Below are 14,034 nucleotides of genomic sequence, written 5' to 3'. Positions count from 1 at the left end.
TTTGTCAGCTTCACCAGCCGCTGTCAGACGCTGAGCGCCCCACGCAAAGGGGCGCTCTCTGTTTTTTCAGCCTCAGATAAAGTCTTTTGCCTGCTGGATCAGGCTGGTTTTAGTCAGCGCGCCGAGAAACTTCTTCTCTACTGGGTTATTCAGCACCGGCAGGCGCTCCAGCGTCACCTGGGCGAAAGCTTCCCATCCCTCTTTGATGGTCTGATTTTCATAGATATAGGGGAAGCTGCTGTCCATCACGCAGCTCACCGGGGAGGTCAGGGTAATCTCTTTATCCAGCACTTTATGCGAGATGTCATGGATCGACACGGCGCCAAGGAACTTCCCCTCCTCGCTGACCACATAAACAAAACGCTCGCGCTTCAGGGAGCTGACCGCCAGCGCTTTGCCCACTGAGGCCTCCGGCGTCAGCGCCGCACCGGAAATAATAAACTGCGAAATGATGCCGTTATCAAAGTTGAACTTGGCGTCAGAGCGGCTGAAGTGGTTGTTCATCACCGGATAGGTGCTGGTGGAATGCAGGCGGTAAACCGTCATCGAGGCCAGCACGCAGGCGATCATCGCCGGAAACAGCAGGCTGCTGTTGAGCGTCATCTCCAGCACCATCAGCATCGCCATCAGCGGAGCCTGACTGACCGAGGCCAGCACCGCGCCCATACCCACGGCGGCGAACACTTCGGCATTACCGATGGGTAGCCCGGCAGCGGCGGCCACCAGCGCCACCGCCTCCCCCATCAGAGCACCAATCAGCAGCGCCGGGGTAAACAGGCCGCCCACGGCGCTGGAACCCACCGAGATCGCCGTCGCCAGCATCTTCAGCAGCAGCAGCGCCAGCAGCATCGGCAGCAGGAAATCCCCGGCCATAATGCGTACGATCACTTCGTAACCATTGCCGAGGATCTGGGTGCTGCCAATCGCCAGTACACCGACCAGCACGCCGCCGATACCGAGGCGCAGCGGCAGGCTTTTCAGCGGCGCGAACAGCCGCTTGCTCTGACCAATCAGCCCGATCATTGCCCAGCCAAGCAGCCCGGCCAGCAGCCCGATAAGCACCGTCAGGGCGATACTGCCTGCAGAGAGGTCAAACTGGCTGTGGGAGAAGGGATAGATGGCGGAGCGAAAGCCCAGCGACCACATGGTTAGCACCGCGACGCCGGCGGCGATGATTAGCGGGATCAGCCGCTGCATCGAGGAGATGCCAAAAGCGATCTCGGCGACGAAGATCGCCGAAGCCAGCGGTGCGTGATACACCGATGCCAGCCCGGCCGCGGCGGCCATCGCCACCACATCGCTGTTTTTCAGCGGCAGGGAGCGGAACAGCCAGCGCCCCATCAGGCTGCCGCTTAGTGCAGAGAGCTGCACCATCGGCCCTTCGCGCCCGATGGACGCACCGCTGCTGATACTCGCCAGCGAGGAGAGCCCGCGAAACAGCGAGGTTTTCGTCGGCACCGCATCGAGCCGGGCGTTGATCACTTCCAGATAGTCGGTGCGCACCGTCTCTTTCTGCTCGATGGCGGCGGCGTAGCGCAGGAAAAATCCGGCGACCAGCCCGCCCGCGCCAATAATCAGCGGCCAGCAGTACCAGGGGTAGGCGCGCATTGACTGCGTGATATCACCGGCGCCGCCAAAAATCAGGGTATCCACCAGGGCGATGGCTTCACGAAAGAGCAGCGTCACCAGCGTGGCGACCAGCCCGACGGGTATGGCGACCAGAATGCTGGTCCAGTTAAGTGCGTGCCTGCTACTGATACTCATCGGGTTCCCTCAGGATGATTTCCTGTATGGTGCGAGAGGTGAGCTGAAAAATCAAATCACGCCTTTTTGTCATTGCCTCACTTTACACAAATGGTAATCTGCCTTTTCGTTCACCCAGCCGCACAGGAACACTATGATTCGCTTCGCCGTCGTTGGAACCAACTGGATCACCCGTCAGTTTGTCGATGCCGCTCACGAAACCGGAAAAATGAAGCTCAGCGCCGTCTATTCGCGCTCGCTGCAGCAGGCGCAAACCTTCGCCAGCGATTATCCGGTTGAGCTGCTGTTTGACTCCCTGGAGCAGCTGGCGCAGAGCGAGGCTATCGATGCGGTGTATATCGCCAGCCCAAACGCCCTGCACTGCCCGCAGGCGCTGCTGTTTATGCGCCACGGCAAGCATGTGATCTGCGAGAAGCCGCTGGCGTCCAACCTGCGCGAAGCGGAGGCGATGGTGGCCTGCGCACGTGACAACCAGGTCGTGCTGTTTGAGGCGTTTAAAACCGCCAGCCTGCCGAATTTCCTGACCCTGCAGCAGTCGCTCACCCGTATTGGCAAGCTGCGCAAAGCCTTTCTCAACTACTGTCAGTATTCGTCACGCTATCAGCGCTACCTTGACGGTGAGAACCCCAACACCTTCAACCCGGCGTGGTCGAACGGTTCAATTATGGATATCGGTTATTATTGCCTCGGCACCGCCGTCAGCCTGTGGGGGGCACCTTACAGCGTCACCGCCAGCGCCAGCCTGCTGGAGAGCGGCGTCGACGCCCACGGCAGCGTGATCCTTAACTACGGCGATTTTGACGTCACTATCCAGCACTCGAAGGTCAGCCAGTCGACGCTGCCGAGTGAGATCCAGGGCGAAGAGGGTTCGCTGGTGATTGAGCAGGTTTCCGAATGCCAGCGCGTGAGCCTGGTGCCACGCGGCGGCAAAGCGCAGGATCTCAGCCAGCCGCAGCACATCAACACCATGCTGTACGAAGCGGAAACCTTCGCCCGCCTGGTGGAGCACAACGAGATCAATCATGCCGGCCTGGCAACCTCGCTGACCACCGCCCAGCTGCTGACCGAGATCCGCCGTCAGACCGGCGTGGTGTTCCCGGCGGACAGCCCCGATGCTACGGTTGTGTAAATATTTCTAAATATTACTGAAGAATGTTGACCTGGCTGCGCGCGCAGCCTATCTTTTGCCAGGCAAAGGGGAGTAACTTCTTCGCCAGTTAATCGTCAATACGACATCCACACGATGTCCGGTTACTGGGGCAACCAAATTTTGGTTGTAAGTGAGACCTTGCCGGAAGGCGAGGTTTGCTTACAGCGACAATAATAATGTGGCTGGCGTCTTCCGACGTTGGCCATTTTTGTTATTGGGGCAAGAAAAAATGAATACTGTCGGCACACCGTTACTCTGGGGCAGCTTCGCTGTCGTTGTCGTAATTATGCTGGCGATTGACCTGCTGCTGCAGGGCCGTCGCGGCTCACACACCATGACCATGAAGCAGGCTGCGGCCTGGTCACTGCTCTGGGTGACCCTTTCGCTGCTGTTTAACGCGGCCTTCTGGTGGTATCTCACCGGCACTGCCGGGCGCGAGGTGGCCGATACCCAGGCGCTGGCGTTCCTCACCGGCTATCTGATTGAAAAAGCGCTGGCGGTGGATAACGTCTTCGTCTGGCTGATGCTGTTCAGCTACTTTGCCGTGCCTGCGGCGCTGCAGCGCCGGGTGCTGATCTACGGCGTGTTGGGCGCTATCGTGCTGCGTACCATCATGATTTTCGCCGGGAGCTGGCTGGTCACGCAGTTCAGCTGGCTGCTCTATATCTTCGGCGCGTTCCTGCTGTTTACCGGGATTAAAATGGCGCTGGCGAAGGAAGATGACAGCGCGATTGGCGATAAGCCGCTGGTGCGCTGGCTGCGCGGCCACCTGCGCATGACTGATAAGATCGAAGGCGAGAAGTTCTTCGTGCGTCAGAACGGCCTGCTGTATGCCACCCCGCTGCTGCTGGTGCTGATTATGGTCGAGCTGAGCGATGTGATTTTCGCGGTCGACAGTATTCCGGCGATCTTCGCCGTCACCACCGACCCGTTTATCGTGCTGACCTCTAACCTGTTCGCCATCCTCGGCCTGCGTGCGATGTACTTCCTGCTGGCGAACGTCGCGGAGCGCTTCAGCATGCTGAAATATGGCCTGTCGGTGATTCTGGTGTTTATCGGCGTGAAGATGCTGATTGTCGATTTCTTCCATATCCCGATTGCGATTTCGCTGGGGATTGTTGGCGGTATTCTGGCGCTGACGCTGGTGATTAACGCGGTGGTCAATTACCGTAACGACCGTAAGTCCGTTCACTAATCTGCATAAAAAAGGTGGCCGCAGAGGCCACCCTTATTCAAGGCACATCACCGCTTAAATCAGCGATTTCACGGGCACTTGTAAACCTGGCCGCTCATTTTACTGTCCAGCGGTGCGAAGCTGGACCAGATGTTCTGGGTTGGGCTGGTGGCACCATAAATGACGTTGCCGCCCATCTCGGCCGCACGGTTACGCAGGTCGTTGGCTGCGCCGCGCAGTGAGCTGCCTTCACCGCCTGCACCTGAGAACCAGTTGCTTTGCGCGCCGGTCACGTTGCCCAGCAGCTGGCAGCTGCTGGCCGGTTGCTGATCGGTAAAGGTGACGCGCTCGCCCGCAGAACTCAGGGTGTTAGAGGTACTACAGCCTGCCAGCAGCAGGGCCGCCACAGAGAGTCCCAGCAAGTTAATCCGCATTTTAATCCCCATTTATTATCATCAGATTCAGGCCAGAGCATCATCTATCCTTGCCCTGGAACCCGCAAAAAATTCATCAGGTTAGATCGTGTGCTAATGACTTTACTATTTTCCCCCCAAAAAGAAAAACCCCCTGTCAAAGACAGAGGGTTTTTACTCACGCGAGGTGGGGGAATTACATCATTCCGCCCATACCACCCATGCCGCCCATGCCGCCGCCAGCACCTAAGTCAGGCGCATCGCCTTTAGGCAGGTCGGTCACCATGCATTCGGTGGTGATCATCAGGCCAGCAACAGAGGCCGCGTACTGCAGAGCAGAACGGGTCACTTTAGTTGGGTCGAGGATACCGAAGTCGATCATGTCGCCGTACTCTTCGGTCTGCGCGTTGTAACCGTAGTTACCTTCACCCGCTTTCACGTTGTTGGTGACCACAGATGGCTCTTCACCGGCGTTAGAAACGATCTGACGCAGTGGGGATTCCATCGCACGCAGTGCCACTTTGATACCCACGTTCTGGTCTTCGTTCTGACCACGCAGTTCAGCCAGTTTAGAAGCCACGCGTACCAGTGCAACACCACCACCAGCAACCACGCCTTCTTCTACCGCAGCACGGGTTGCGTGCAGGGCATCTTCAACGCGCGCTTTCTTCTCTTTCATTTCAACTTCAGTTGCTGCGCCCACTTTCAGTACGGCCACGCCGCCTGCCAGTTTCGCTACGCGCTCCTGCAGTTTTTCACGGTCGTAATCAGAGGTCGCTTCTTCGATCTGCTGACGGATCTGAGTCACGCGGCCGTTGATCGTTGCTTCTTCGCCGGTACCATCGATGATGATGGTGGTGTCTTTGTTGATCACAACGCGTTTCGCCTGGCCCATATCTTCCAGACCGGCTTTTTCCAGCTCCATACCGATCTCTTCAGAGATCACGGTACCACCGGTCAGCACTGCGATATCCTGCAGCATAGCTTTACGACGGTCGCCGAAGCCTGGTGCTTTAACCGCAGCCACTTTCACGATGCCGCGCATGGTGTTAACCACCAGGGTCGCCAGCGCTTCGCCTTCAACATCTTCAGCGATGATCAGCAGTGGTTTACCGGCTTTCGCAACGGCTTCCAGCACTGGCAGCATTTCACGGATGTTGGAGATTTTTTTGTCAGCCAGCAGGATGAATGGAGATTCCAGCTCAACTGCGCCAGTTTCTGGCTTGTTGATGAAGTACGGGGACAGGTAGCCACGGTCGAACTGCATACCTTCAACCACGTCCAGCTCGTCCTGCAGGCCGGTGCCTTCTTCAACGGTGATCACGCCTTCTTTGCCGACTTTTTCCATCGCCTGAGCAATCAGTTCGCCCACGGTTGCGTCGGAGTTAGCAGAGATAGTCCCCACCTGAGCGATAGCTTTAGAGTCAGAGCATGGCACAGACAGTTTTTTCAGTTCGTCAACCGCAGCGATAACCGCCTGGTCGATACCGCGCTTCAGATCCATCGGGTTCATGCCCGCAGCGACGGCTTTCAGGCCTTCGGTGATGATGGACTGAGCCAGTACGGTGGCGGTGGTGGTACCGTCGCCTGCAGCATCGTTCGCTTTAGAGGCCACTTCTTTCACCATCTGCGCGCCCATGTTTTCGAACTTGTCTTCCAGCTCGATTTCACGTGCGACAGAAACACCATCTTTGGTGATGGTCGGTGCACCAAAAGATTTATCCAGAACCACGTTACGGCCTTTCGGGCCCAGGGTAACTTTTACTGCATCTGCCAGTACGTTGACACCGCGCAGCATTTTTACGCGTGCGTCATTACCGAATTTTACGTCTTTAGCTGCCATTTTTACTTATTCCTTAAATTCGTTACGTTCAGTGACTGAAGTGAAATGAATGGGCGAGAATTACCCTTCAACAATCGCCAGAATGTCGTTTTCTGAGATGATCAGAACTTCTTCGTTGTCGATTTTTTCAGTTTTTGCGCCGTAGCCTTCGCTGAAGATCACGACATCACCCACTTTCACGTCCAACGGCTTCACGTCACCGTTTTCCAGGATGCGGCCGTTACCGACAGCCAGCACTTCGCCACGGGTCGATTTGCCCGCCGCGGAACCAGTCAGCACGATGCCGCCAGCAGATTTGGATTCAACTTCTTTACGCTTGACGATAACACGATCGTGCAATGGACGAATTTTCATTGTTAGCTCTCCTTTGAGAAGTCCAATCATTTTGGGATGAAAGCCGTGCTGCTTTGGCATCGGCCTCGTGACGGAAGAGATAAGGCCGGGTAGCACCCCTTTCAAGGGCAGGAGGTATTTTTTTTTGCTAACTGCTTCGTTCGGCGTTTTTTTGCGCAACTGGTCGCCCAGTGCAAAAAAAACGGCGCAGTCCTTAAGGCTGCGCCGCTGGCGAATTTATTGGGAAAATCAATGACGATCGTGGCGATCGTCATGCTCAATCAGATGAGACTCTTTGCGTTCGTATTCACCGTCGACGGTAAACCCGCTGTCCGGACCGGCGCCATTGCCACGCCACATTTTAAGATGCGGCATCAGCTTCAGCGTCAGGTGCTTCTGCACCGGCGGTAACAGCAGCAGCAGGCCGAGAAAATCGGTGAAGAACCCCGGCAGCAGCAGCAGAAAACCCGCCAGCACCAGCGAAACGCTCTTGATCATCTCCGCCGCCGGGCTTTCGCCCGCATTCAGCTTCTGCTGCATCAGCATAAAGTTTTTCATCCCCTGGTTTTTCACCAGCGAGATCCCGATGCAGGAGGTGAAGATCACCAGCAGCATGGTCAGTAAAACGCCCATCACGTGGGCCACCTGGATGAAGAGAGAGATCTCGATCCACACCAGGGCAAAAATCACTAAGAACGGTAACCAGCGCACCGTATTCTCCTGTATCAGTGGCCGCCCCACTGTGTTGCGGCGGCAGAAAATGGCGGTCTTCGCGACCGATAGTATAGAAGATGGGACCGGCAACCCCGTTTTTCAACTGGAAATGCCGAAATTCACCCGCCCCTTTCAAAGTGACCAGGATCACATATCATTGAAACTGTTTGATATGGCAAGCGGTTTAAGTGATCTGGATTCAGGCTTTTACAACATAGCAGAATATGATCGTGCTCAGCCCAGCGCAAACGGATAAGATCCCGCGGCGGGCTGTCCACGGCCCGATAATCACTGGATGCCAGCCACGGAGCAGGCACTTAAATTGTGATGATTTAACCGGTAATCCCCTAAAAGAAGGTTCACATGGCTAATAACATTCGTATCGAAGAAGACCTGTTAGGTATGCGTGAAGTTCCCGCCGATGCTTACTACGGTGTTCATACTCTGCGTGCGATTGAAAACTTCTATATCAGCAACAGCAAAATCAGCGATATCCCTGAGTTTGTGCGCGGTATGGTGATGGTAAAAAAAGCGGCTGCGCTGGCGAACAAAGAGCTACAAACCATTCCGCGCAACATCGCTAATGCGATCGTCAATGCCTGCGATGAAGTGCTGAACAACGGCAAATGCATGGATCAGTTCCCGATTGACGTCTATCAGGGCGGCGCGGGCACCTCGGTGAACATGAACACCAACGAAGTGTTAGCCAATATCGGTCTTGAGCTGATGGGCCATCAGAAAGGGGAGTATCAGTTCCTCAACCCGAACGACCATGTCAACAAATGCCAGTCAACCAACGATGCCTATCCAACCGGTTTCCGCATTGCGGTGTATAGCTCAATCCTCAAGCTGCTGGATGCTATCGGCCAGCTGAGCGAAGGCTTTCAGCGCAAGGCCGTCGAGTTTAATACCATTCTGAAGATGGGCCGTACCCAGCTGCAGGATGCCGTCCCGATGACGCTTGGCCAGGAGTTCCACGCGTTTAACGTACTGCTGAACGAAGAGATCCGCAGCATACTGCGCACCGCTGAACTGCTGCTGGAAGTGAACCTTGGCGCCACCGCCATCGGCACGCGCCTGAATACCCCGGATGGCTATCAGCAGCTGGCGGTGCAGAAGCTGGCGGAAGTCAGCGGCCTCGCCTGCGTTCCGGCGGAAGACCTGATCGAAGCGACCTCCGACTGCGGGGCTTACGTGATGGTGCACAGCTCGCTGAAGCGCCTGGCGGTTAAACTGTCAAAAATCTGTAATGACCTGCGCCTGCTCTCCTCCGGCCCGCGTGCTGGCCTGAATGAAATCAATCTGCCTGAACTGCAGGCCGGTTCGTCCATCATGCCCGCCAAGGTGAACCCGGTAGTGCCGGAAGTGGTGAATCAGGTGTGCTTCAAGGTGATCGGCAACGACATCACCGTCACCATGGCCTCTGAAGCGGGTCAGCTGCAGCTCAACGTGATGGAGCCGGTGATTGGCCAGGCGATGTTTGAGTCGATCCACATCCTGACCAACGCCTGCTACAACCTGCTGGAAAAATGCGTCGATGGCATCACTGCCAATAAAGCGGTGTGCGAAGCCTATGTGTTTAACTCCATCGGTATCGTCACCTACCTCAACCCGTATATCGGCCACCACAACGGCGATATCGTTGGCAAAATCTGCGCCGAAACCGGTAAGAGCGTACGCGAAGTGGTGCTGGAGCGCGGGCTGCTGACCGAAAGCGAGCTTGATGACATCTTCTCCACTCAGAACCTGATGTTCCCGGTGTATAAAGCCAAACGTTACACCGATGAAAATGAACAATAATCCATTCATCAGATAGCAGCTTAAGGCACGTCAGTTCTCAGAACGACGTGCCTTTTTACTTTGTATGGCGCACAAATTTTTAACGGTTTTTTATCTTTAGTCTTAAGGAATACAACATGTTATTACCAGAACTCATCGTCGTGTTTTTGGCGATCTATTTAGGTAGCCGGCTGGGCGGCATCGGCATTGGCTTTGCCGGGGGAATGGGGGTTCTGGTGCTCACCCTCGGTTTCCAGATCATCCCGGGAGCCATCCCGTTCGACGTGATTGAGATCATCATGGGGGTGATCGCCGCCATCGCCGCAATGCAGGTTGCCGGAGGGATGGATTACCTGGTCAGCCTGGCAGAGCGCCTGCTGCGCAAGCATCCGCGCTACATCACCTTCCTCGCGCCGCTGGTGACCTATTTTATGACGCTGCTGGCCGGAACCGGGCACACCGCATTCTCGACGCTGCCGGTGATTGCCGAAGTTGCCAAGGAGCAGGGTGTGCGCCCGTCGCGCCCGCTGTCGATTGCGGTCGTCGCCTCGCAGATTGCGATTACCGCCTCGCCTATCTCGGCGGCGGTGGTGTTTATGGCCGGCATTCTCGAACCTCGCGGCATCAGCTATCTGGCGCTGCTTGGCGTGGCGATCCCGTCCACCATGGCCGCCATCTTTATTGCCGCGCTGTTCACCAACTTCTTAGGTAAGGAGTTAAAAGATGATGATGTTTATCAGGCACGTCTGGCAAAGGGCGAGGTGACCCTGCGCGGCGCCAGCAAATTCCAGGAGAAGCCCGGCGCTAAGCGTTCAGTGCTGCTGCTGCTGCTGGGGATCGTTGCCGTGGTGCTGTACGCCACCGCCATCAGCGATGCCGTTGGGCTGATTGCCAACCCGGTGCTGCCGCGCAATGAGGCCATTGTGGTGTTTATGCTGACCGTGGCCGCGCTGATCTGCCTGACCTGTAAAATCGACACCGGGGAGATCCTCAGCGCCAGCACCTTTAAATCTGGCATGAGCGCCTGCGTCTGCGTACTCGGCGTAGCGTGGCTGGGCGACACTTTTGTTAAAGCGCATATCGGCGAGATTCAGCAGGTGGCGGGCGAGCTGCTGCACGACTATCCGTGGATGCTGGCGGTGATCCTGTTCTTCGCTTCTACCCTGCTCTATTCTCAGGCGGCGACCACCAAAGCGCTGATGCCAGCGGCGCTGCTGCTCGGCGTGTCGCCGGTTACCGCCGTCGCCTCATTTGCAGCGGTGTCCGCGCTGTTTGTGCTACCGACCTACCCAACCCTGCTGGCGGCAGTAGAGATGGACGACACCGGGTCGACGCGCATTGGCCGCTTTGTGTTTAACCACTCATTCCTGGTGCCCGGCACGCTGGCGATTATCCTGTCGGTTGCGTTTGGTTTCCTGCTCGGCGGAATTTTCCTCTGACATCAGGGTTCGGTTCAGCACTGTAGGGGTCGACCTTTTTTCCGGTCGACCCGCTCATTTACTGTCGACCCGAAATTCCTACGCCATGCTATTATCTCTCCCCCGTAAGGCCGGTCCCACATGGAGAGAGAAAGACCCGTTATGACCCAGCGACTTATCCCCTACATTTTTCTGCTGTTGCTCAGCCTGTTCAGCGCTACCGCCAGTGCATCACTGTTCGGGCAGAACAGTAACAGCCAGTTTGTTCCGGTCAATCAGGCTTTTGCTTTTGATTTTTCTCAGAAAAACGATCAGCTCACGCTCAGCTGGCAGGTCAAGCCCGGCTACTACCTTTATCGCCAACAGCTGAAAATCAGCGTACAGGGCGCGACCCTGGCGCAGTGGGAACTGCCTGCAGGCAAGCCACACCAAGATGAGTTCTACGGCAAGACCGAAATCTACCCGCAGAGCCTGACGCTGCCGTTTACCCTTGAGCAGGCCGGAAACGGCGCGCAGATGACGGTCACCTATCAGGGCTGCGCCGCTGCCGGATTCTGCTACCCGCCGGAAACCCGCAGCGTGCCGCTCAATGCCGTGGCAGCGCACAGCAGCGCACCTGCGCCCGCGCCATCAGCCGCCGTCAGCGCCGCGCCGGATAATCGCAGCGATAATACCCTGCCATTCTCCCCGCTGTGGGCATTGCTGATTGGGATTGGCGTGGCGTTCACCCCCTGCGTACTGCCGATGTATCCGCTGATCTCCGGCATTATCCTCGGCGGCAACCGCCAGTACCGCCTGGGCCGCCTGTTCGCGCTGGCGATGGTCTATGTGCAGGGAATGGCGCTGACCTACACGGTGATGGGGATTGTGGTCGCCGCTGCCGGGCTGCGCTTCCAGGCGGCGCTGCAGGCTCCCGCCGTCCTGATCGTGCTTTCCGCGTTGTTTATCGTGCTGGCGCTGTCGATGTTTGGCCTGTTCAGCCTGCAGCTGCCCTCTTCCCTGCAGACCCGCCTGACGCTGTGGAGCAACCGCCAGCAGGGGGGATCGCTGCCCGGCGTATTCCTGATGGGCGCGCTGGCCGGGCTGATCTGCTCGCCGTGCACCACTGCCCCGCTCAGCGCCATCCTGCTGTATATCGCCCAGAGCGGCAATATGCTGGCCGGTGGCGGCACGCTGTATCTCTACGCGCTGGGCATGGGCCTGCCGCTGATTGCCATTACGCTGTTTGGTAACCGCCTGCTGCCGAAAAGCGGCCCGTGGATGCAGACGGTCAAAGAGGGCTTCGGCTTCGTCATCCTCGCCCTGCCGGTGTTCCTGCTGGAACGCGTTATCGGCGACGCCTGGGGCCTGCGCCTGTGGAGCGCGCTGGGCGTGGCCTTCTTCGGCTGGGCATTTATCAGCAGCCTGAAAGCCAACCGCGGCTGGCTGCGCGTGCTGCAAATCCTGCTGCTGGGCGCAATGCTGATTGCTGCCCGCCCGTTACAGGACTGGGCCTTCGGCAATGCGCCAACGGCAGAATCGGCCGCGCACCTCAGCTTTAACCGCGTCAGCAGCGTTGAGCAGCTCAACCAGCAGCTGCAAAATAGTGCGGGCAAAATCACCATGCTCGATCTGTATGCCGACTGGTGCGTGGCCTGCAAAGAGTTTGAGAAGTACACCTTCAGCGACGGCCAGGTGCAGAGCGCGCTCGGCCAGCTGCAGCTGTTACAGGCGGACGTCACCGCCAACAGTGCCACCGACAGCGCCCTGCTCCAGCACCTGAACGTGCTCGGCCTGCCGACCATTTTGTTCTTCGATGCCAGCGGCCGCGAAATTCCCGGCTCGCGCATCACCGGCTTGATGAAACCTGCCGCTTTCCGCGCGCATTTGCAGAAACTGGCGCGTTAAACGACACTAAGGTTCGATAATGAAGTGTAAAAGAGGAGAACCGCGTGCAGCGTGAACACGTACTTGAACAGGCTCTGAACGTGCTGGAGCAGCATGGCCTTGCGGCGACCACCTCTCTTGAAATGATGGCGGGTGAACTGGACTGCAGTGCACAGGAGCTGCAGCGCTTCTGGCCGGATCGTGACGCGCTGCTGTATGACGCGCTGCGCTATCACGGCCAGCAGATCGACGTGTGGCGCCGCCAGCTGCTGCTGGATGACAGCCTGAGCGCCGGGCAAAAACTGCTGGCCCGTTACCAGGTGCTGGCCGATGCGGTGAACAATAAGCGCTATCCCGGCTGCCTGTTTATTGCCGCCTGCAGCTTCTATCCGCAGCCGGAGCACCCGATCCACCAGATTGCCGAGCTGCAAAAACAGGCTTCGTGGCAGTTCACTCATCAACTGCTGAGCGAGCTGGAAACGGACAACCCTGCGGGCGTCGCGCACCAGATGGAGCTGATTCTGGAGGGCTGCCTGTCACGCCTGCTGGTTAAACGCCAGGTAGAGGATGTCGAGACTGCGCGCTGCCTGGCGGAAGATGTGCTCAACTTTGCGCTGTGCCGCAAGAACGGTGCGCTGAGCTGAACAGCTTTTAATCCAGGCGGGCAAAAAGCAGGCAGTCGGCGGGAGTTTGCGTCTTTTTTATGACAAAGCCGTTGACGCCGAACGGCCTTTACGGTTTAATGCGCCCCGTTGCCCGAATAGCTCAGTCGGTAGAGCAGGGGATTGAAAATCCCCGTGTCCCTGGTTCGATTCCGGGTTCGGGCACCATATTTAGAAAAACCCGCCTCTGGCGGGTTTTTTGCTTTCTGCGCTTACCGCTTTTTTACCGCAGGCTTCAGGCAGCTCAATACCAGCCCGATAATGATCAGCAGCACGCCGATCAGCGCCCCGATATGGAAAGGTTCGGAGAATATCGGCAGCGCGATCGCCAACAGCCACACCAGCACATAGCTCAGGCTGAGCAGCGGATAAGCCCGGCTGAGCGCGATACGCCTGAGCGCCAGCATCCAGCAAAGCATCGACAGCGTATAGGCCAGCAAGCCGGCACACAGCGCTATCACCGCAGGCAGCGACAGCGGCTGCCACTGCCCGGCGATCTCCTGAATGCCCGGCAATCTCACCATCGACCAGCGCAGCATCAGCTGAGCCAGCGTCACCAGCATCACGCTGCACAGGGCAAAAACGTACCCCATTATACGTAACTCCCAATCATCGCCACGCCCACCATAATCAGCACTGTACCCAGCCACTGATTCCACGTTAGCTGTTCACGCCAGATAAAATGCCCCGCCAGCGCGACCAGGATAAAGTTGATGCTCAGCATCGGGTAAGCCAGGCTAACCGGCAGCCGTTGTAGCACCATCAGCCACACCAGCATGCCGCCGGCCAACAGCAGCACGCTGGCAATGAGCCAGCGCAGCATCAGGCGGCGCTGAGTCTGATGTGCCGCCTGTTTCTGGCATAGCTGGCCGGCACAGGTCAGCAGACTGGTTAACAGCACCAACAGCAGGCTGATGG

The 14,034-nt window shown here is 57.5% G+C and carries 13 protein-coding genes and 1 tRNA gene; 7 read left to right on the top strand and 7 right to left on the bottom strand.

Annotated features, from left to right (window positions below; translation table 11 throughout):
* Positions 1 to 72: 72 nt before the first annotated feature.
* Positions 73 to 1,764 carry a chloride channel protein gene (locus QLG07_RS03510; RefSeq protein ID WP_133624903.1) on the bottom strand — a complete coding sequence of 564 codons (1,692 nt, stop codon included), beginning with the start codon at positions 1,762 to 1,764 and terminating at the stop codon, positions 73 to 75.
* Between the two features lie 133 nt (positions 1,765 to 1,897).
* Between QLG07_RS03510 and QLG07_RS03505 the strand changes: the two genes are divergently transcribed.
* Entirely contained in the window at positions 1,898 to 2,893 is a 996-nt protein-coding gene (locus QLG07_RS03505; protein ID WP_282468489.1) for a Gfo/Idh/MocA family oxidoreductase, read from the top strand.
* Positions 2,894 to 3,143: 250 nt separating this feature from the next.
* The gene (locus QLG07_RS03500) at positions 3,144 to 4,109 is read left to right on the top strand and encodes a TerC family protein (protein ID WP_282468488.1); all 966 of its coding nucleotides are present in this window, start codon (positions 3,144 to 3,146) and stop codon (positions 4,107 to 4,109) included.
* Positions 4,110 to 4,177: 68 nt separating this feature from the next.
* Here the strand turns inward: QLG07_RS03500 and QLG07_RS03495 are convergent, their stop codons facing one another.
* The 4 genes from QLG07_RS03495 to QLG07_RS03480 form a co-directional block, all read right to left on the bottom strand.
* The gene (locus QLG07_RS03495) at positions 4,178 to 4,522 is read right to left on the bottom strand and encodes a DUF4156 domain-containing protein (protein WP_048917447.1); all 345 of its coding nucleotides are present in this window, start codon (positions 4,520 to 4,522) and stop codon (positions 4,178 to 4,180) included.
* Between the two features lie 175 nt (positions 4,523 to 4,697).
* Positions 4,698 to 6,344, bottom strand: coding sequence for a chaperonin GroEL (gene groL, locus QLG07_RS03490; RefSeq protein ID WP_048917439.1), 1,647 nt, complete (start codon positions 6,342 to 6,344; stop codon positions 4,698 to 4,700).
* A 60-nt stretch (positions 6,345 to 6,404) separates the two neighbouring features.
* Complete coding sequence (locus QLG07_RS03485) at positions 6,405 to 6,698, bottom strand: co-chaperone GroES (protein ID WP_048917440.1); 294 nt, start codon at positions 6,696 to 6,698, stop codon at positions 6,405 to 6,407.
* 228 nt (positions 6,699 to 6,926) lie between these two features.
* Positions 6,927 to 7,388 carry an FxsA family protein gene (locus QLG07_RS03480; protein ID WP_048917441.1) on the bottom strand — a complete coding sequence of 154 codons (462 nt, stop codon included), beginning with the start codon at positions 7,386 to 7,388 and terminating at the stop codon, positions 6,927 to 6,929.
* 366 nt (positions 7,389 to 7,754) lie between these two features.
* Here QLG07_RS03480 and aspA point away from each other — a divergent pair, with 366 nt between their 5' ends.
* The 5 genes from aspA (at position 7,755) to QLG07_RS03455 (ending at position 13,284) form a co-directional block, all read left to right on the top strand.
* Positions 7,755 to 9,191: an aspartate ammonia-lyase gene (aspA, locus tag QLG07_RS03475; RefSeq protein WP_048917443.1), complete on the top strand. Its 1,437-nt coding sequence runs from the start codon at positions 7,755 to 7,757 to the stop codon at positions 9,189 to 9,191.
* Positions 9,192 to 9,307: 116 nt separating this feature from the next.
* On the top strand, positions 9,308 to 10,609 hold the full coding sequence (locus tag QLG07_RS03470) for an anaerobic C4-dicarboxylate transporter (protein ID WP_282468487.1): 1,302 nt from the start codon (positions 9,308 to 9,310) through the stop codon (positions 10,607 to 10,609).
* 141 nt (positions 10,610 to 10,750) lie between these two features.
* Positions 10,751 to 12,475: a protein-disulfide reductase DsbD gene (locus tag QLG07_RS03465; protein ID WP_282468486.1), complete on the top strand. Its 1,725-nt coding sequence runs from the start codon at positions 10,751 to 10,753 to the stop codon at positions 12,473 to 12,475.
* A 44-nt stretch (positions 12,476 to 12,519) separates the two neighbouring features.
* Positions 12,520 to 13,098 carry a transcriptional regulator gene (locus tag QLG07_RS03460; protein ID WP_048917446.1) on the top strand — a complete coding sequence of 193 codons (579 nt, stop codon included), beginning with the start codon at positions 12,520 to 12,522 and terminating at the stop codon, positions 13,096 to 13,098.
* Positions 13,099 to 13,208: 110 nt separating this feature from the next.
* Positions 13,209 to 13,284 (top strand) — tRNA-Phe (locus QLG07_RS03455).
* Positions 13,285 to 13,328: 44 nt separating this feature from the next.
* Here QLG07_RS03455 and arnF read toward each other — a convergent pair.
* Together arnF and arnE are read right to left on the bottom strand one after the other, a co-directional pair.
* Complete coding sequence (gene arnF, locus QLG07_RS03450; protein WP_282468508.1) at positions 13,329 to 13,712, bottom strand: 4-amino-4-deoxy-L-arabinose-phosphoundecaprenol flippase subunit ArnF; 384 nt, start codon at positions 13,710 to 13,712, stop codon at positions 13,329 to 13,331.
* A complete protein-coding gene (gene arnE / locus QLG07_RS03445; protein WP_282468507.1) occupies positions 13,709 to 14,032 on the bottom strand; it encodes a 4-amino-4-deoxy-L-arabinose-phosphoundecaprenol flippase subunit ArnE in 324 nt (107 codons plus the stop codon). The genes arnF and arnE overlap by 4 nt, the downstream gene beginning before the upstream one ends.
* Positions 14,033 to 14,034: the final 2 nt, after the last annotated feature.

The sequence above is a fragment of the Erwinia sp. V90_4 genome, from assembly GCF_029967685.1.
Classification (GTDB): domain Bacteria; phylum Pseudomonadota; class Gammaproteobacteria; order Enterobacterales; family Enterobacteriaceae; genus Erwinia; species Erwinia aphidicola.
Note: the sequence above shows the minus strand (reverse complement) of the source record. Positions and strands in the feature narration are given on the sequence as shown.

What these genes read in the sequence shown, in the direction of transcription:
- QLG07_RS03470 (WP_282468487.1), top strand. Translation starts at nt 9,308, where the DNA reads ATGTTATTACCAGAACTCATCGTCGTGTTTTTGGCGATCTATTTAGGT.
- QLG07_RS03495 (WP_048917447.1), bottom strand. Translation starts at nt 4,522, where the DNA reads ATGCGGATTAACTTGCTGGGACTCTCTGTGGCGGCCCTGCTGCTGGCA.
- groL (WP_048917439.1), bottom strand. Translation starts at nt 6,344, where the DNA reads ATGGCAGCTAAAGACGTAAAATTCGGTAATGACGCACGCGTAAAAATG.
- QLG07_RS03465 (WP_282468486.1), top strand. Translation starts at nt 10,751, where the DNA reads ATGACCCAGCGACTTATCCCCTACATTTTTCTGCTGTTGCTCAGCCTG.
- aspA (WP_048917443.1), top strand. Translation starts at nt 7,755, where the DNA reads ATGGCTAATAACATTCGTATCGAAGAAGACCTGTTAGGTATGCGTGAA.
- QLG07_RS03500 (WP_282468488.1), top strand. Translation starts at nt 3,144, where the DNA reads ATGAATACTGTCGGCACACCGTTACTCTGGGGCAGCTTCGCTGTCGTT.
- QLG07_RS03485 (WP_048917440.1), bottom strand. Translation starts at nt 6,698, where the DNA reads ATGAAAATTCGTCCATTGCACGATCGTGTTATCGTCAAGCGTAAAGAA.
- QLG07_RS03505 (WP_282468489.1), top strand. Translation starts at nt 1,898, where the DNA reads ATGATTCGCTTCGCCGTCGTTGGAACCAACTGGATCACCCGTCAGTTT.
- QLG07_RS03510 (WP_133624903.1), bottom strand. Translation starts at nt 1,764, where the DNA reads ATGAGTATCAGTAGCAGGCACGCACTTAACTGGACCAGCATTCTGGTC.